The following is an 18,003-nucleotide window of genomic DNA, read 5'->3' on the forward strand; positions in this document are numbered from 1 at the left end:
TGCGGTGCATCCTTGCTGGCGAACAGTCTTGTTCCCAAGGATGAATAATGAAACCCGCTCGCCTGATCATTCTCGTTGTTGCAGTTGGCGCGGCAGGTCTTGCCGGCATACTGGCAATGCGCCTTGCGGGCGGTCGCAATGTCGTTCCGGAAGTTGCAACGGTGATGCAGAGGGAACCTTCCGTCAAGGTTCTGGTCGCAGCCGCCAATTTGCCCATCGGCTCACGCTTGAACGATAGCTCGATACGCTGGATGGACTGGCCGGAAGCGGGTGTCGTCAAGGGCGTCATCACCGAGACGGACCGTCCGGATGCGTTGAAAGACATGCTCGGCGCAGTGGTTCGCCTGCCGATCTTCGAAGGCGAACCGATCCGCGAGGAAAAGGTCGCCGATTCCAACAGCCGCATCCTTTCCTCGCTGCTGCCCGCCGGCAAGCGGGCCGTGGCCACGGAAATCTCGGTCGCGACAGGCGCGGGTGGCTTCATTCTTCCCAACGACCGCGTCGATATTTTGATGGTTCGCAAGGGCGATTCTGCCAAGTTTCAGACAGAGACGATTCTGAGCAACGTGCGCGTGCTCGCTATCGACCAGCAGATCGAGCAGAAGCCTGATGGCTCGAAGTCAGCCGTCGGTGCGACCGCGACGCTGGAACTGACCCCCGACCAGGCGAAGGTGCTGGCGACGGCACAGCAGATGGCTGACAAATTGTCCATGGCACTGCGCTCGGTCGCAGATGCGCAGGAGCCCGACACAGGCGCTGCCGACTACCTGTTGTCTGGAGACAGTGGTGCATCTGTCGTGCAGGTCATCAAATCCGGCGCCATCGTCCCAAGCGGCGCGGCGATCAAGGTACAATGAAAAAGGGCGCGACCATGCGGATGACTAAACCAGGGACTAGCCGTTCGCTCTCGGCGCTGCTCGCATTCTCTGTCGCCTTCGGCGGTCTGCCCCTGCAGATCGTGCCGCACTTCCTGTCGGTAGACGAAGCTCTGGCCGAGACGTCCGACAGTATCGTGACCATCGCCGGGATCGGTAACCACAAGCGGCTGAATCTCGGTCTCAACAAGGCATTGGTCGTCGATCTGCCTGCCGATGCCCATGACATCCTCGTCTCCGACCCGACGATGGCCGATGCGGTGACACGGACCTCGCGCCGCATCTACCTGTTCGGCAAGACGGTCGGCCAGACCAACATCTTCGTATTCGGCGCCAATGGCGAGGAAGTCGCGACCCTCGACATCTCCATCGAGCGCGACATCACAGGTCTGCAGGCCAATCTCAAGCGCTTCATTCCAGACTCTGATATCCATGTCGAAATCGTCTCCGACAACATCGTCCTGACCGGCACCGTCCGCACGCCGATGGATTCGTCGCGCGCCGTCGACCTTGCGCAGGCGTTCCTCAAGGGTGGCGAAGCAACGACCCGAAACACGACCGCCAGCGGCAGCGGATCCAGCAGCGCAGTGGCGATTTTCGCTGAAAACCGGCAGACGTCCTCCATCAAGAACTTTTTGCAGATCGATGGCGAAGACCAGGTAACGCTGAAAGTCACCGTTGCTGAGATCAAGCGGAGCGTCCTGAAGCAGATTGGCTTCGATAACCTTGTCGGAAATTCGTCCGGCCTGACGGTCGCCCAACTTGGAAACATCAACACAAATTCCACCACAGGCCTGATTGGCGGTGATCCTGCTGTCGCGGCCGGCAATGGTGGCTTGGCTGCCCTTTTCAAATTTGCGGTCGGCAAGTACGACATCCACAGCTACATGAACGCATTGGAGCAGGCCAAGGCCATTCGCACCTTGGCGGAGCCGACGCTGACGGCAATTTCCGGGCAGGCGGCCACCTTCAATTCCGGTGGCCAGACCCTCTATTCCTCGACCGACAGCGATGGCAAGGTCACGATCACCCCTTACACCTACGGCATCAGCCTCTCGTTCACGCCCGTGGTGCTCTCTGCCGGTCGCATCAGCTTGCACATCAACACACAGGTTTCCGAACCGGTCGGAACGGCCGGTACGGCGACCTACAATCAGCGCGCTGCCGACACGTCTGTAGAGTTGCCATCCGGCGGCTCCATCGCGCTTGCCGGCTTGCTAAGCGACAACATCCAGCAGACCACCAACGGCACTCCGGGTGCATCCAAGATTCCGATCCTCGGCGCCCTGTTCCGGCAGAAAAGCGTCGAGCGAGACGAAAGCGAACTGGTGATCATCGCCACGCCCTATCTCGTGCGCCCCGTTGCTCGCAATGCGCTGTCACGTCCGGACGATAATTTCTCGCCCGCCAACGATGCAGGCGCCTTCTTCCTCAACCGTGTCAACAAGGTCTATGGCCGCCGTGACACTCCCGTCGCGGATGCTGAGTTTCATGGCTCCGTCGGCTTCATCTACAAGTAGGGGCGCGTGATGACGATCCGCCAGTCAACCAACGCCGAGAGAGATGTCGCCATGTCCCGCACCCGAATGCATGTTTTGAACGTAAGCGGCTTGAGGGTAGCGTCTGCAGCAATGCTGGTCGCTGTCCTCGCCGGCTGCGCCAACCACGACGACATGACGACCGGCTCTGTCCACGACGATTACCGCCAACGTCATCCCATCGTCCTGACGCAGGCCGAACATAACGTCGACATTCCGGTTGCCGCCAGCGATCGTCGCCTCACCCAAGGCACGCGGGATATGATCCGGGGCTTCGTCCAGGACTACAAGGCCCACGCGACCGGCACTGTCGAAATCATGACGCCGCAGGGTGCGATGAACAGCCAGGCGATTGCCGACGTGCGCCATCAGGTTCGCCAGGAACTGGTGGCCAGCGGCATCCCGTCCCGGCGCATCGCTGATAGCTTCTATCCTGCGGGTGGAGCAGGCGACGCGGCGCCGATCCGGCTGCATTTCATGGCCACCACCGCGGTTACGAACGCTTGCGGGCAGTGGCCTGAAGATCTGGCGGACAAACCCTTCGACAACCAGAATTACTATAACTTCGGCTGTGCGTCTCAAAGCAACCTGGCGGCACAGGTAGCCAACCCTACCGATCTCGTCGCGCCAAGGGCGCAGACACCGATCGATGCGGAACAGCGCGGCAAGGTGATCGAGAGCTATCGCAGCGGCTCCACCCCGACGAGTTCATCGTCGATAGGCGGGTTCAGCGGCAGCGGCGGATGATCTTCAGGCTGGAGGCTCTGACCGGGAAACACGACAGGACACGACCATGAGCGCGATCGATTACGATATCCAGATGGAAAAGGCGGATGCGGCCAGTCCCCGCATCGGCGATCTCGAGAGCATGCGTCCTCTTCCGCGCATCTCCGTGCATGCCTTTTGCGAGAGCGAATCGCTGCAGCAGTTGATGGAGCGTTTTGGCAACGACCGGCGCATGGCAAAGGTCAGCCTGCGCATCACCAGCGGCGGCGCTGCGGCTGCGGCGAACATGTTTTCCAGCGCCCCGACGCCGAACCTGATCATTATCGAGACTCGCTCTCCGCCGGCATCCATCCTGACCGATCTCGCCCCGGTTGCTGCGGTCTGCGACCCCAGCACCAAGGTCGTTATCGTCGGCTACCACAACGACATCACGCTCTATCGCGAACTGATGCGCAACGGCATCTCGGAATACATGGTCCAGCCGGTAGCAATGTCCGACCTTATGGCGGCGATGTCGACGATCTTCATCGATCCGGATGCCGAGCCGATCGGCCGCAGCATCGCATTCATTGGCGCCAAGGGCGGCGTCGGGGCTTCGACGATTGCTCACAACTGCGCTTTCGGCATCTCCAACCTGTTTTCCACCGAGACTATACTTGCAGACTTGGATCTCCCTTTCGGCACGGCAAATATCGATTTCGACCAGGATCCGGCCCAGGGGATAGCCGAGGCAGTCTTTGCGCCGGACCGTCTGGACGAGGTCTTTCTCGATCGCCTGCTGACGAAGTGCTCGAAGCACCTGTCGCTGCTGGCCGCTCCGTCGATGCTCGACCGCGCCTATGATTTTGAAGGCCATGCCTTCCAGCCCGTGCTGGACGTGTTGCAGCGAAGCGCGCCAGTGACAGTGCTGGACGTGCCGCATATGTGGTCGGAATGGACCCGGGCTGTACTTTCGAGCGTCGACGACGTGGTGATTTGCGCCATGCCCGACCTCGCAAATCTTCGCAACGCCAAGAACATGCTGGATGCTTTGCGCAAGATGCGGCCGAACGACAAGGTCCCGCATTTGATCCTCAACCAGGTGGGTATGCCGAAAAGACCGGAAATTGGTATCTCGGAATTCTGCGAGCCACTGGAAGTCGATCCGATCGCTATCATTCCATTCGACGTAGCCCTGTTCGGCAACGCGGCGAACAGTGGCCGGATGATTTCGGAGGTCGACGCGAAGTCGCCGATCGCCGAGACATTCTCCCAGATCTCCCACATCGTTACCGGCCGCATCGCAATGAAGAAGTCCCGCAAGGGAGGCCTGATGGGTCTTCTGAAGCGGAAATAAGACGACGACCGAGAAGAATTGGAACGACCATGTTTGGTAAGCGCGGAAACGATGGGTTTGGAAAAGGCGACGGCGCACCCGCGCCGCTGCAGCCGCGTACGTCGACCGCCGCAGTCTCGGCCTCCACGGTGTTGATGGAGCCCTCCCGCGAAAATACCCAGCGCCAGCAGGTCGCCTCACCACCGATCCAGACGCCGCAGCGCCGGCGCCCGCAGCGTACCGAGGAATATTACGATACCAAGGCGCAGGTCTTCGGTGCTCTGATCGATACCATAGACCTGTCCCAGCTTTCCAAGCTCGATGGCGAAAGCGCGCGTGAGGAAATTCGCGACATCGTCAACGACATCATCACGATCAAGAATTTCGCGATGTCGATCTCCGAGCAGGAAGAGCTGCTCGATGACATCTGCAACGACGTACTGGGGTACGGTCCGCTCGAGCCGCTGCTGGCCCGCGACGATATTTCCGACATCATGGTCAACGGCTCCGGCCAGACCTTTATCGAAGTTGGCGGCAAGACGATCGAATCGGAAATCCGCTTTCGCGACAATAGCCAGCTGCTGTCGATCTGCCAGCGCATCGTCAGCCAGGTCGGCCGTCGCGTCGACGAATCCAGCCCCATCTGCGATGCGCGCCTGCCGGATGGCTCGCGTGTCAACGTCATCGCGCCGCCACTGGCGATCGATGGCCCGGCTCTGACAATCCGTAAATTCAAGAAGGACAAGCTGACTCTCGACCAGCTCGTCCGCTTCGGCGCGATCACGCCGGAAGGCGCCATCATCCTGCAGATCATCGGTCGGGTCCGCTGCAATGTGGTTATCTCTGGCGGTACCGGCTCGGGCAAGACGACGCTGCTCAATTGCCTGACGCGTTATATCGACGAAGACGAGCGGATCATCACCTGCGAAGACACAGCAGAACTGCAATTGCAACAGCCGCACGTAGTACGTCTCGAAACACGCCCGCCGAATATCGAAGGTGAGGGCGAGATCACCATGCGCGACCTCGTCAAGAACTGCCTGCGCATGCGCCCTGAGCGGATCATCGTCGGCGAAGTGCGCGGGCCCGAAGTGTTCGACCTTTTGCAGGCGATGAACACTGGCCATGACGGATCCATGGGAACGATCCACTCGAATACGCCTCGTGAATGTTTGAGCCGTATCGAGTCGATGATCGCGATGGGCGGTTTTACCTTGCCTGCAAAGACTGTGCGCGAAATCATCGCCGGCTCCGTCGACGTCATCATCCAGGCTGCACGCTTGAGAGACGGATCCCGCCGCATCACCCAGATCACCGAGGTCATCGGGATGGAAGGTGATGTCATCATCACCCAGGATCTGATGCGCTACGAAATCGAAGGCGAAGACGCCAATGGCCGCATCGTCGGTCGCCACGTGTCGACCGGCATCGGTAAGCCGCATTTCTGGGATCGCGCCCGTTACTACAATGAGGAAAAGCGATTGGCAGCGGTGCTGGACGAGATGGACAAACAATCGAAGTAGGGTTTGACCGATGTTCGGCATTGATTCCACCATCCTCCTCATCGTGCTGCTAGCAGCCATATCTGCGGCTGCGTTGAGCTACAGCTTCCTGTTTTCGAGTATGGAAACCGACAAGAAGACGGCCAGTCGCGTCAGTCGCGTCAAGGCGACAGAAAGCGAGCTGAACAAGGTCAGTGCGGCGCGGGACCGCGTCCAGGAGTTGTCGAAGCGTCGGAGGTCCGTGCAGGATTCGCTGAAAGACCTCGAAAAGCGGAATCTGGAAAAAAGCAAGAAATCACAGTCCCTGAAGGCCCGACTGGCTCAAACAGGCCTGCCGATCACCATCGGTCGCTTCTATCTGTTCAGCGCTCTTTTTGCTCTTGTCGTCATGCTTGCCGCCTTCATCCTGGGCGCGCCGCTGGCGATCGTCCTGGGATTGCCGTTTACCGCCGGTGTCGGTCTCCCCCGGTGGATCATAGGTTTTCTCGTCAAGCGCCGGCAGAACAAGTTCCTCAACGAGTTTCCGAATGCGCTCGATGTGATCACCCGCTCGCTGCGCTCCGGCCTGCCGCTCAACGACGCGATCCGCCTTGTGTCAGCCGATGCGCGCGAGCCGGTCAAGACGGAGTTTCGCCAATTGGTGGAGGCCCAGCAGGTCGGTCTCAGCATGGCGGATGCCTGCGCCCGCATGGCTGTCGGACTTCCGCTGCAGGAGGTCAACTTCTTCGCCATTGTGATTGCAATCCAGTCGCAGTCCGGCGGCAACCTGTCGGAAGCGCTCGGAAATCTCGCGCGTGTCCTTCGTGAGCGCAAGAAGATGAAGGCGAAGGTGCAGGCCCTGTCGATGGAAGCCAAGGCATCGGCCTGCATCATTGGCGCCCTGCCGTTCATCGTCGCCACGCTCGTCTATCTGACGTCGCCACAATATATCATGGCCCTCTTTACCGATCCGCGCGGCCATCTCATCCTGATGTTTGCCGGAGTTTGGATGGCTCTCGGTATGTTCGTCATGCGCCAAATGATCAATTTCGACATCTGACCGAAGGTTGCCACCATGTCCGACATTGCCAGCCAGTTGACCGATCCCAGCCTGATCCTTGCGGTCGTGGTTTCGATCGCTGTGTTCGCAACGTTCTACACGCTGGCCATTCCCTATTTCGACCGCGGCGATCTGAACAAGCGCATGAAGGCAGTCTCGACCGAGCGCGACCAGATCCGCGCCCGCGAAAGAGCGCGGATGAACGACGGCGGCAAGGCGACGCTGCGCAACCAGAACAACCAGTCGGTCCGCAATATCGCCGAGCGCTTCAATCTGAAAGAGGCGCTGGTCGACGCCAACACCGTCAACCGACTGCGGGCGGCAGGGCTACGATCCGAAAATGCCTTGAACACTTTCCTGGTTGCGCGCTTCCTGCTGCCATTTTTGTTCCTCGCCCTTGCTGGCTTCTGGGTCTTCGGTCTCGGCAATCTCGAAAGCAAGGGCTTCATGATCCGCGTTCTCGCGGTGCTAGGCGTTGGATATCTCGGTTTTTACGCGCCAAATATTTATGTGTCGAACCGCATGGGAAAGCGCCAGAAGTCCATCAAGCGGGCGTGGCCGGATGCTCTGGATCTGATGCTGATCTGCGTCGAGTCGGGAATTTCGGTGGAAGCCGGCATGCGCCGTGTCTCGGAAGAGCTAGCCGAGCAATCCCCGGAACTCGCAGAAGAAATGGTGCTGACCAACGCGGAACTGTCGTTCCTTCAAGACCGCCGTACCGCACTCGATAACCTGGCTGTCCGCACGCAGTTGGAGAATGTCAAATCGGTCACCCAGGCGCTGATCCAGGCCGAGCGTTACGGCACTCCCGTTGCCCAGGCCTTGCGCGTGCTTGCCCAGGAGGGGCGTGACGACCGGATGAACGATGCCGAAAAGAAGGCTGCGGCTCTGCCGCCGAAACTGACCGTGCCGATGATCGTATTTTTCCTGCCGGTGCTGATCGCCGTCATCCTCGGACCGGCCATCCTCCAGGTCATGGACCGGTTCCACAACTGACGTTTCAGGATCAACCGGTGCAAGGGCCTATCGTGTCACACCTGGAGGCCGGATAAGGGCTTCCGTCAGTTGACAGGTCTCGGCGCGCCGTCCTTGCTGGCAAGCTTCTGCCAGGAATTCTGCTGGGCCAGCATGGTGCGCAGATAATTGACGTTGGCATTGGCCTGCTGCTGCGTCAGTTCCGACCGGGCGATCTGCTCGGCCTCGGGAAAGCGCCCCTGGAGGCCGACGACAAGCGCCAGGTTTTGTCGGACGCGACTGTCGGCAGTCGGCTGGGCGACGGCTGAGCGCAGGTAGGTCTCGGCCGTCTTCAGATCTCCGGTCAGGACATAGGACATGCCGAGATTGGATAGGATCGAGGGCTCGTTCGGTTGCAGGTCCAGTGCGTCGCGATATTTACCCCTTGCTTCGGTGGCGCGGCCGAGCTGATCGAGGATAGCGCCCTGCGCTGAGACCAGCCGCCAGTCTGGCCGGTCAGGTGTCTGGGCGCGCTCGATTGTGGCGAGAGCCTCATTCAATTGTCCTGCCGCCGCCTGTGCCTTGCCGTAGGCAGCCAGAACGCCACGGTCGTTGGGATTGGCGATTGCCACCTGCTGCATGACAGCGAGGGACTGGGCATTGCGACCGCTGGCGCGCAGTGCATTGGCGTAATTGACGCCGACAACGGGGTTCCGCGGGTTTGCGTCGTATGCCTTGCCGAGCGCTGCCGTGCTGCCGGAGAGCTCGCCGGGGCTCATGTCGTCGGCAGACTTCGACATTTTCGGGATTGAGCCTGTGGTAGTCTTGTCCGTCGTCGTCGCGCAGCCGGCAAGCAGTAGTGCTGCCAGCAGGGCGACGCTGGCCTGAAGGCTGCGGATTGTCGAAAAAGAGGGTGCCGAAGCGGTCATGGCGCGATCCGTGAAATCGATTGGTCCTGCGCCAGATCCATAAAGACAGCAGATAATAGTGTGGCGCAATCTTCGCTCCAGCAATAATCTGTTAACCCTAACAGATCGTTAATTTACCGACTCAGGCGGATCGAAGGATCATCATGGCCCCCTACCAGTATATCGACCGAGCCACACCCTTTAATACCAAGGGTGGCAAGACCCTCCCGGTCTTCGCAGTCACGCCCGCGCATATCGAAACAGGCACCATCGATCCTATCGCTCTCGATTGGGCTCGAAAGACCGGCTACAAGGCGGATAGCGGCACTTTGCTACTTATCCCGACGGAGGAGGGGCACCTCGGCGGCGCCTTGTTCGGCCTCGGGGCCAACCCCTCGGAACAGCCCTATCTCACCGGCCGTCTTGCCCGCTCGCTGCCGCCCGGCGACTGGCACATCGAGACCGCCCCGCTTACCGCCCATCGGCTGGCACTGGGATTCGGCCTCGGCAGCTATCGTTTCGACCGCTACAAGGCGGACAAGACGGTTGCACCGACGCTGATGATCCCGCGTGATGCCGATGCTGCCGATATCAGGCGGCAGCTGGCGGGTGTGTTTCTTGCCCGCGATCTGATCAACACGCCCACCAACGATATGGGCCCGGGCCATCTGGAAGAAGTCTTCCGGGCGCTCGCCGCCCACTACAATGCTCAATGCACCGTCATTACAGGCGACGACCTGCTGACGCAGAACTTTCCGCTGGTCCATGTCGTCGGCCGCGCCAGCGCCGACGCGCCGCGGTTACTTGAGCTGCGCTGGGGGAAGAAAGGCCATCGTCGCATCACGCTCGTCGGCAAGGGCGTGTGCTTCGATACCGGCGGCCTTGACATCAAGCCGTCCGCCTCGATGCTTCTGATGAAGAAGGACATGGGCGGTGCCGCCAATATCCTCGGTCTGGCGCTGATGATCATGGATGCAAAACTCAAGGTCGACCTGCGCGTCATCATACCGGTTGTTGAAAATTCGATTTCCGCCAACGCTTTCCGACCCGGCGACATTTACAAGAGCCGCAAGGGCCTGACTGTCCAGATCGACAATACCGATGCGGAAGGCCGCCTCATCCTGGCCGACGCACTGGCCTACGCCGATGAGGAGTCGCCCGATCTCATGATCGACATGGCCACATTGACGGGGGCTGCGCGCGTCGCACTCGGCCCCGACCTGCCGCCGCTCTTTACCGATGACGAAGGCCTTGCAGATGACCTCGCCGAAGCAAGCCTGGAGACGGACGATCCCCTGTGGCGGATGCCGCTCTACATGGGCTACGACAAGGATATCCGGACCAAGTTTGCCGATATCACCAATGCTCCGGCCGGCGGCATGGCAGGCGCCATCACGGCCGCACTGTTTCTCAAGCGCTTCGTCACCAATACCAAAAGCTGGGCGCATCTCGATATCTATGGCTGGGCACCAAGCGAGCGCCCGCATTCGCCGGGCGGCGGCGAGGCACAGGCTATCCGAGCCCTTTACCATTATATACGGCAGAAAGTCCGGTAAGGGGCGGGATCCGGAAACGCCTCTTGAAATGGTCACGAACTCGCAGGACAATGAAACGGCTGCGTAACGGACCCCGGAGTGCGTCTTGTCCCTTGAACTGACCGCTTCCCAGGCATTGGGGCTGTGGCATGGCGTTACCATGGAGCAGGTTCATCTCGACAAGCGGGATCTCACCTTGCGACAGATGGCGATCCTGCTGCAGATCTATCTGGTGCCGCCGCCCCACACGGTTCGTGGACTGGCGGCGACTTTGGGTGTCAGCAAGCCGGTCATCACCCGCGCCCTCGATACGATGGGGGCGATGGGCCTTGTCGACCGCGTGCGGGACGCCAAGGATCGCCGCAATGTCATCATCAAGCGCACAGTCACGGGCGCGCTTTATCTGGAAAAACTCGGCGATCTGGTCATCGGCCAGAGCCGCCGGCTCACCTCCTGAAGGATAAAAAGATGAAACTTGACCGCCGCCTCAATGCCTATCGTCCGGATCTCGCCGACATTGCGCTCGAGGGGATGGTGAATGCCGAGCGCTTTGTCACCGGAAACCCGGCGCTGATCAGCGTACCGGTCATCGGCCTGCGTCCCAGGGCGGACATGGCGGCGGGCATCGACACTGAATTTCTACGCGGCGAGGCGGTGACTGTGTTCGAGCGCAAGGACGGGTGGTGCTGGGTAAAGGCAGCGTCTGACGGGTATGTCGGCTATCTGCCGGAGGATGCCCTGTCGGTCGCCGGAGCCAATCCGACGCATGTCGTCTGGCCCCAACGCAGCCCGCTTTATCCGAAGCCGGAGCTTCGCAAGCCGCACGTCGCCGTGTTGTCCATGGGAAGCCGGGTCTGCGTGACGGAGGAGGCGGAAGTTCGGGGAAATCGATACGTCGTTCTGGACGATGGTACTGCGCTCTATGCCAAGCATGTACGACCGATCGGCGACGCGGTAGAAAGTGACTACGTCACCGTCGCTGGCCGCTTTATCGAGACGCCCTATCTCTGGGGCGGCCGCTCCGGGCTGGGCATCGATTGCTCCGGGCTGGTCCAGTTGGCGATGGCCATGGTGGGTAAAGCTGCGCCCCGCGATGCCGACATGCAGGCGGCTGGCCTCGGCGAACCGATCGAGCGGGGCGACCTTCGCCGCGGCGACCTCGTGTTCTGGAAAGGGCACGTCGCAATCATGGAGGATGCCGAGACGATCATCCATGCCAACGGCCTTACGATGACGGTTGCCCGCGAGAACTTCGCCGACGCCGTGGAGCGGATCGGCTGGCTCTACGAGCAGCCGACGGGATACCGTCGTCCCACTGCCTGAAGGTAGTATCAGGCAGGTTTGCGCACCGCGCCCTGCCTTGCCACGGCGGGGCCAATGGCCTATCTATAATGTTATAGAGATGGTTCGAAGACATTGGTTCAGCGAACTGCCGTCATTGTTTTCAACGTTTCAATAATGGCTTCCGAGCGGAGCCTTCGTCCCGACCATCTCCGGCTTGCCTCGATCGGTTAGCCTTCTTTCTATGACAGACGAATGCGGCGTCATTGTTCCATCAGGTGATGACGACGCGTATTCGCCCGCCGCTCCAACTCACATCAACGAAGGACACGCGGCATGCCGAAAACTGCAAAAGACTCATTTTTCAAGACGGACAAGACCGGCAAGCGCGATAAGAACGCCGCCGATGCGCCTCCCTTTCGCACCATCGCCCACGAGGAGTCCGCCGCGCGTTTGCGCAAAACCGCGCGCCTCAAGGAGCAGCGCCTGTTGAAGGAAGCCGAAGACGCCAAGCTGGAGCCTGTCGAAAAGGTGAAGAAGGCAGCTCCGAAGAGCGTCTGATCGAACAGGCGACCTATCGATAGGTCGTGTTCGATGAACGGAAAGCTCTCGTTCAATTCAGTCCCGGTTAAGGCGCGGAAGCGTAATTTACCGGGGATGGTTCGAACGAAAGGTCATCAGATATGCGATACTCTTTGATAGCTTCCGCCGTAGTTTGGACGGGTCTCGCCGTCTCCGCAGCCCAGGCAATGCCCGTTGGCCCGTCTACGTTCAACACGGATAACGCGCCGATCGTTCAAGTCGATTACGCCTGCGGTCGGGGATGGCACGAATCGTGGAATGGCGAATGCCGGCCGAATGAATGGCGTCGCGGTCCGCCGCCTTTCTGGGACCGCGACCGCTGGGCCCCGCATCATCACCATCATTGGGACGAGTATGGCGGAGGCGATGGAGACTGGGGCCGTCCTCCACCGCCCCGCTGGTAAAGTCCACCGTTAAAAAGGGATTGCCGTTGCGAGATGGCAGTACCTTTTTTCACGATATCTTCCGTTTGCGTTCGAGGAAAACAAGATAGCCGGTCATGCCGAACGACATGATCGCCATCCCGAACCACGTGAAGGCATAGACCAGATGGCTGTTCGGGAAAACGATCTGTGTCAGCCCGCCGACGGGTAATCCGCCTGGATTGGGCTCGGAATCCGCATCGATGAAATAGGGCGCAACGTCCGTCAGGCCCCGGGCAGCGGCCATCGCCGCCACGTCGCGGGAATACCAGCGCTCGTCTTGCGGCACGTTCGACCGCAGCAAAGTGCCCTTCGGTTCGTTGATGCGCAGAAGGCCGGTGATGGTGGTGGGTGTCGAGATTTCTCCTTCCGGCCTCGTTTTCGGATTGCGCTTGTCCGTCGGAACGAAGCCACGATTGATCCAAGTTATCGTTCCGTCCGCGGATTTCATCGGGGCCAGCACCCAGAAACCGGGACCGAGGTTCGTCACCGCGTAGACCTGGGTCTCCTTGTCGTTCATCAAGGTTCCGGCAATGCGTACATGGCGATATTCGTCGTCATTGGCGTTTATCGAAGACCATGTCGAAGGGCCGGGTGCGGGCTGCGGCGGAGCGTGCACCCGAGCATCGACGCGGGCAATCAGGTCCAGCTTCCAGTGCAGCCGTTTAACCTGCCAGGTTCCAAGCCCGATGAAGACAGCAGTCAACAGCAGCAGGCAGATAACCCACATTACCAAGGCAAATCTTGACCGGTGGGACGTCGAAGGGGGCGCGGAAACAGGTGTCATGGCGCGAGGCTCCATCGGAGGCGCGTAACCGGCGAGCAGGTGCTCAAGCCGGAGAGGCCGGGCGATCCTGGACCGCCCGGCAGTGCTTTACGGCATGTTGCGCATCATGTCCGGGGACATCGGCATCATGTTGACGTTTAGGTTGTGCATGACCCAGAGCGAACCGCTGAGCGCAATCACGACGATCACCACGGTGAAAGTCAGCGCCAGTGCGTTCCAGCCGCCTTCAGACTTGGTGTTCATGTGCAGGAAATAGACCATGTGGACGACGATCTGTACGGCGCCGAGTGCCATGACGATGCCGGCGGTCGTTACCGGGCTTTCGATGACCTTTGCCATCACCAGCCAGAACGGGATGACGGTCAGGATTACCGAGAGGACAAACCCGGTCATGTAGCTCTTGAACGTACCGTGAGCCGCTTCGTGCCCGCCATGGCCATGGCCATCGTGCCCGTGTGTCGCGTGTCCGTGATCGCTGCCTGCAGTGTGTGGAGTGTGCGTGTTCGAGCTCATCCGAGAACCCCCATGAGATAGACGAAGGAGAAAACGCCGATCCAGACGACGTCGAGGAAGTGCCAGAACATGCTGAGGCACATCAGGCGGCGCTTGTTCTCGTGGATAAGGCCATGTTTGGCGACCTGAACCATGAGGGTGACGAGCCAGACGATACCGCAGGTGACGTGCAGTCCGTGGGTGCCGACAAGCGTGAAGAATGCCGACAGGAATGCACTGCGCTGCGGGCCGGCACCCTCGAGGATCAGGTGGTAGAATTCGTTGAGCTCGAGCGCAACGAAGGCGATCCCGAAGAGGCCGGTGATCCCCAGCCACAGCAGGGTCGACCGGGTGTTGTTCTTCTCCATGCTCAGCATGGCAAAGCCATACGTGATCGAGGAGAGCAGCAGCATCGTGGTATTGATCGCCACGGTCGACAGCTCGAACAGGTCGGCTGGCGAAGGGCCGGCCGCATAGGAGCGGCCGAGCACGGCGTAGGTTGCGAAGAGCACTGCGAAGATCAGGCAGTCGCTCATGATGTAGATCCAGAAGCCGAGCATCGTGCTCTCTTCCGGGTGGTGCTCTTCCTTCAGGTAGAAGGCAGGCGTTTTGCCATTTGCGGCAGCGTCTGCATGCATTGCTGTCATTGTCTTATACCCGTTCTGCAAGCAGCTTGGTCCGCGCGTTTTCGGTTCTGATCACTTCTTCGACCGGAATGTAGAAGTCACGCTTGTAGTTGAAGGTATGGGCGATAGTAACGACCACCATGGCGACGAAGCCAAGTGCTGCCATCCACCAGATATGCCACACCATGCCGAAACCGAAGACGATGCTGAGGATACCGAGGATAATGCCGGCGCTCGTGCTTTTCGGCATGTGGATCGGCAGGAAGCCTTCCGTCGGACGAACATGACCGCGAGCCTTCATGTCCCACCACGAGTCGTGATCGTAAACGATCGGGGTGAGGGCGAAGTTGTAGCTCGGGGGTGGCGACGAAGTCGACCATTCCAGGGTACGACCGCCCCAGGGGTCGCCTGTGAAGTCGGCAAGAGCTTCGCGGTTCTTGATGCTGACGAAGATCTGGATCAGGAACGAAGCAATACCGATGGCAATCAGGCCGGCACCGAAGGCTGCAATAACGAAGTAGATCTGCAGCGACGGATCCTCGAACTGGCTGAGGCGGCGGGTGACGCCCATCAGGCCAAGGATGTAGAGCGGCATGAAGGCGAAGTAGAAGCCGACCAGCCAGAACCAGAAGGACATCTTGCCCCAGAACGGATCGAGCTTGAAGCCGAATGCCTTCGGGAACCAGTAGTTAATGCCTGCGAACGCGCCGAACACCACGCCGCCAATGATGACATTATGGAAGTGGGCGATGAGGAACAGCGAGTTGTGCAGCACGAAGTCGGCCGGCGGAACTGCGAGCATGACGCCCGTCATGCCACCGATGACGAAGGTCACCATGAAGCCCATGGCCCACAGCATCGGAACCTCGAAGCGAATGCGACCACGATACATGGTGAAGAGCCAGTTGAAGATCTTCGCCCCTGTCGGGATCGAGATGATCATCGTGGTGATGCCGAAGAACGAGTTTACGCTGGCGCCCGAGCCCATCGTGAAGAAGTGGTGCAGCCAGACGAGGTAGGAAAGGATGGTGATGACGACGGTGGCGTAGACCATCGACGCGTAACCAAACAGGCGCTTGCTGCAGAATGTCGCAACGACTTCCGAAAACACGCCGAATGCCGGCAGGATGAGGATGTAAACTTCCGGGTGACCCCAGATCCAGATGAGGTTGACATACATCATCGGGTTGCCGCCGAGGTCATTGGTAAAGAAGTTTGTTCCGGCGTAGCGGTCGAGCGACAGCAGGGCGAGAACGGCGGTCAGTACCGGGAAGGCGGCGACGATCAGGACGTTGGTGCAGAGAGCCGTCCAGGTGAAGATTGGCATCTTCATCATGGTCATGCCCGGCGCACGCATCTTGACGATGGTGGCAATCAGGTTGACGCCCGACAAAAGGGTACCAATACCCGCGATTTGCAGACCCCAGATATAGTAATCGACACCGACATCGGGACTATAGGCGCTTTCCGACAGCGGCGGGTAGGCCAGCCAGCCAGTACGTGCGAACTCGCCGATGAACAACGAGATCATGATCAGCATTGAGCCGGCCGTGGTCATCCAGAAGCTGAAGTTGTTCAGGAACGGGAACGACACGTCGCGCGCGCCGATCTGGAGCGGAACCGCAAAGTTCATCAGGCCGGTTACCAGCGGCATTGCCACGAAAAAGATCATGATCACGCCGTGCGCGGTAAAGATCTGGTCGTAGTGATGCGGCGGCAGATAGCCTTCGGATCCGTTGAATGCCATTGCCTGCTGCGTGCGCATCAGGAGGGCATCTGAGAAGCCACGCAACAGCATGATGATCGCGAGCACCATGTACATGATGCCGATCTTCTTGTGGTCGATGCTGGTGAACCATTCGTTCCACAGATAGCCCCACAGCTTGAAGTAGGTCAGCAAGCCTAGAACGGTGGCGCCGCCGATTGCCACGACGATGAACGTCACGATCAGGATCGGTTCGTGATAGGGGATCGAGTCGAGGGTCAGTCGACCGAAGATGAACTTCAAGAGGTCCGGGTTTGAGAACATGGATTGCCTCTGTCCTTATGAATGTCTTGTTCTGAATACGCAGTCACGGAGATCATTTGCTCGGCGTGGCAGGGGCGGCGGAACTGTTGCCCATGTCCATGCCCGGCATCGATGTGTCGCCGTGGTCCATAGTGGCCGGCGCGACGTCATTGGCGGCATCGCGATTGTCGTGAATCAGTTTTTCGCGGTTTTCATGGCTTTCCTTACCCGCACCACCGCTGGCATCGATATGCATCATCTCGTTCATGCACATTTTGCCGGGAGTAGCGCACATGTTGAGGATGGAATTGTAGAGACCGTCGCCAACAGAGGAAAAGTACTGAACCGGGTCCTTGATGCTCGGCTTGGCGAGCTCGGCGTAGCTGGTCGTATCCAGCGCCTTGCCTTCGCTCTTGGCCTTCTGGACCCATTGGTCGAAAGCCGCCTGGTCGAGGCCATGGAATTTGAAGCGCATGTTCGAGAAGCCAGCGCCGCTGTAGTTGGCGGAGATGCCCTCGAATTCGCCCGGCTTGTTGATCACGGCGTGCAGTTTCGTTTCCATTCCCGCCATGGCGTAGATCTGGCCAGCCAGCGCCGGGATGTAAAACGAGTTCATGACCGTGCCGGACGTGATCTTGAAGTTGATTGGCGTATTGACCGGTGCTGCCAGCTCGTTGACTGTCGCAATTCCGAGGTCAGGGTAGAAGAACAGCCATTTCCAGTCGAGCGCCACGACCTCGACGGTCATCGGCTTCACGTCCTTGGCAAGCGGCGTTGCGCTGTCAATGCGGTCTAGCGGCCGGTAAGGGTCGAGCTTATGGGTGCTGATCCACGTGACGGCGCCAAGAGCGATGATGATCACCAGCGGAGCCGACCAGATCATGACCTCGAGACGCGTCGAATGATGCCAATCGGGATCATACTTGGCATCCGTGTTCGACTGACGGTATTTCCAGCCGAAAAAGAAGATCAGGAAGATCACCGGAATGATGATGAGGAGCATCAGCACCGTGGAAATCACGATGAGGTCGCGCTGCTGAACGGCGATGTCGCCGGATGGCGCCATGACCACCATGTTACAGCCCGCTAGCAGGACCAGCATGGAAAGGGCGGATAAACGGCTGAAGATTTTCGATGCTCTGTGCACGTCGCAAGCTCTTTTTGTTTCGACACTGCCGTGACTTAATTGACGGAGGTCATGAACGATATGAGGTGTTTCGTCGCAGCGCAGCAAGCTTACTGCGTCGCGGCAACGTCGGTATTGCACCTACCGGCAAAAGGTCGAGAAATCCAGACAGATTTACATGCCGAAAGCGTTTCTCGGAAGTGAATATATCCCACCCGTGACAAATCTCCATCGGTTGGTCGAAACAAAGCCTCTGGATCTTCGAAATGGCGTAAATCGTGCGATTT

General features: G+C 59.6%; 18 protein-coding genes. 12 read left to right on the forward strand and 6 right to left on the reverse strand.

Translation table 11 applies throughout. The features are described 5' to 3' along the window. The first annotated feature begins 47 nt into the window (after positions 1 to 47). Genes cpaB through J5289_RS02465 form a run of 7 tightly spaced genes read left to right on the forward strand, consistent with a single transcriptional unit; the run spans position 48 to position 7,991 of the window. On the forward strand, positions 48 to 857 hold the full coding sequence (cpaB, locus tag J5289_RS02435; RefSeq protein WP_209182305.1) for a Flp pilus assembly protein CpaB: 810 nt from the start codon (positions 48 to 50) through the stop codon (positions 855 to 857). Beyond that, positions 854 to 2,395, forward strand: coding sequence for a type II and III secretion system protein family protein (locus J5289_RS02440; protein ID WP_374108248.1), 1,542 nt, complete (start codon positions 854 to 856; stop codon positions 2,393 to 2,395). Before cpaB ends, J5289_RS02440 begins: the two co-directional genes overlap by 4 nt. A gap of 9 nt (positions 2,396 to 2,404) precedes the next feature. Next, the gene (locus tag J5289_RS02445; protein ID WP_209182307.1) at positions 2,405 to 3,160 is read left to right on the forward strand and encodes a CpaD family pilus assembly protein; all 756 of its coding nucleotides are present in this window, start codon (positions 2,405 to 2,407) and stop codon (positions 3,158 to 3,160) included. 46 nt (positions 3,161 to 3,206) lie between these two features. Then, on the forward strand, positions 3,207 to 4,475 hold the full coding sequence (locus J5289_RS02450; protein WP_142830001.1) for a CpaE family protein: 1,269 nt from the start codon (positions 3,207 to 3,209) through the stop codon (positions 4,473 to 4,475). 29 nt (positions 4,476 to 4,504) lie between these two features. Continuing rightward, positions 4,505 to 5,977, forward strand: a complete 1,473-nt coding sequence (locus J5289_RS02455) for a CpaF family protein (RefSeq protein WP_209182309.1) — start codon at positions 4,505 to 4,507, stop codon at positions 5,975 to 5,977. A gap of 10 nt (positions 5,978 to 5,987) precedes the next feature. Next, positions 5,988 to 6,995, forward strand: coding sequence for a type II secretion system F family protein (locus J5289_RS02460; protein ID WP_142830005.1), 1,008 nt, complete (start codon positions 5,988 to 5,990; stop codon positions 6,993 to 6,995). A 15-nt stretch (positions 6,996 to 7,010) separates the two neighbouring features. After that, entirely contained in the window at positions 7,011 to 7,991 is a 981-nt protein-coding gene (locus J5289_RS02465; protein WP_209182311.1) for a type II secretion system F family protein, read from the forward strand. A gap of 65 nt (positions 7,992 to 8,056) precedes the next feature. Here J5289_RS02465 and J5289_RS02470 read toward each other — a convergent pair whose 3' ends face one another. After that, a complete protein-coding gene (locus J5289_RS02470) occupies positions 8,057 to 8,878 on the reverse strand; it encodes a tetratricopeptide repeat protein (RefSeq protein WP_142830009.1) in 822 nt (273 codons plus the stop codon). Positions 8,879 to 9,021: 143 nt separating this feature from the next. Between J5289_RS02470 and J5289_RS02475 the strand changes: the two genes are divergently transcribed. The 5 genes from J5289_RS02475 (at position 9,022) to J5289_RS29815 (ending at position 12,659) form a co-directional block, all read left to right on the forward strand. Then, complete coding sequence (locus tag J5289_RS02475; protein ID WP_209182318.1) at positions 9,022 to 10,413, forward strand: M17 family metallopeptidase; 1,392 nt, start codon at positions 9,022 to 9,024, stop codon at positions 10,411 to 10,413. Between the two features lie 85 nt (positions 10,414 to 10,498). Beyond that, positions 10,499 to 10,849, forward strand: coding sequence for a MarR family winged helix-turn-helix transcriptional regulator (locus J5289_RS02480; protein ID WP_209182319.1), 351 nt, complete (start codon positions 10,499 to 10,501; stop codon positions 10,847 to 10,849). A gap of 11 nt (positions 10,850 to 10,860) precedes the next feature. Next, positions 10,861 to 11,715, forward strand: coding sequence for an NlpC/P60 family protein (locus J5289_RS02485; protein WP_209182327.1), 855 nt, complete (start codon positions 10,861 to 10,863; stop codon positions 11,713 to 11,715). A 294-nt stretch (positions 11,716 to 12,009) separates the two neighbouring features. Then, positions 12,010 to 12,234 (forward strand): hypothetical protein, encoded by a 225-nt coding sequence (locus J5289_RS02490; RefSeq protein WP_142830017.1) that lies wholly within the window; start codon positions 12,010 to 12,012, stop codon positions 12,232 to 12,234. Positions 12,235 to 12,422: 188 nt separating this feature from the next. After that, complete coding sequence (locus tag J5289_RS29815; protein WP_374108580.1) at positions 12,423 to 12,659, forward strand: GCG_CRPN prefix-to-repeats domain-containing protein; 237 nt, start codon at positions 12,423 to 12,425, stop codon at positions 12,657 to 12,659. A gap of 49 nt (positions 12,660 to 12,708) precedes the next feature. Here J5289_RS29815 and J5289_RS02495 read toward each other — a convergent pair whose 3' ends face one another. The 5 genes from J5289_RS02495 to cyoA form a co-directional block, all read right to left on the reverse strand. Beyond that, positions 12,709 to 13,464, reverse strand: a complete 756-nt coding sequence (locus J5289_RS02495) for an SURF1 family protein (RefSeq protein WP_209182328.1) — start codon at positions 13,462 to 13,464, stop codon at positions 12,709 to 12,711. Positions 13,465 to 13,551: 87 nt separating this feature from the next. Then, a complete protein-coding gene (gene cyoD, locus J5289_RS02500; RefSeq protein ID WP_142830023.1) occupies positions 13,552 to 13,977 on the reverse strand; it encodes a cytochrome o ubiquinol oxidase subunit IV in 426 nt (141 codons plus the stop codon). Then, positions 13,974 to 14,603: a cytochrome o ubiquinol oxidase subunit III gene (gene cyoC, locus J5289_RS02505; protein WP_209182330.1), complete on the reverse strand. Its 630-nt coding sequence runs from the start codon at positions 14,601 to 14,603 to the stop codon at positions 13,974 to 13,976. Before cyoC ends, cyoD begins: the two co-directional genes overlap by 4 nt. Positions 14,604 to 14,607: 4 nt before the next feature. Beyond that, positions 14,608 to 16,611 carry a cytochrome o ubiquinol oxidase subunit I gene (cyoB, locus tag J5289_RS02510; protein ID WP_142830027.1) on the reverse strand — a complete coding sequence of 668 codons (2,004 nt, stop codon included), beginning with the start codon at positions 16,609 to 16,611 and terminating at the stop codon, positions 14,608 to 14,610. A gap of 52 nt (positions 16,612 to 16,663) precedes the next feature. After that, a complete protein-coding gene (cyoA, locus tag J5289_RS02515) occupies positions 16,664 to 17,692 on the reverse strand; it encodes a ubiquinol oxidase subunit II (RefSeq protein WP_209182447.1) in 1,029 nt (342 codons plus the stop codon). Positions 17,693 to 18,003: the final 311 nt, after the last annotated feature.

The organism is Rhizobium sp. B230/85, assembly GCF_019355735.1.
GTDB lineage: Bacteria > Pseudomonadota > Alphaproteobacteria > Rhizobiales > Rhizobiaceae > Rhizobium > Rhizobium rhododendri.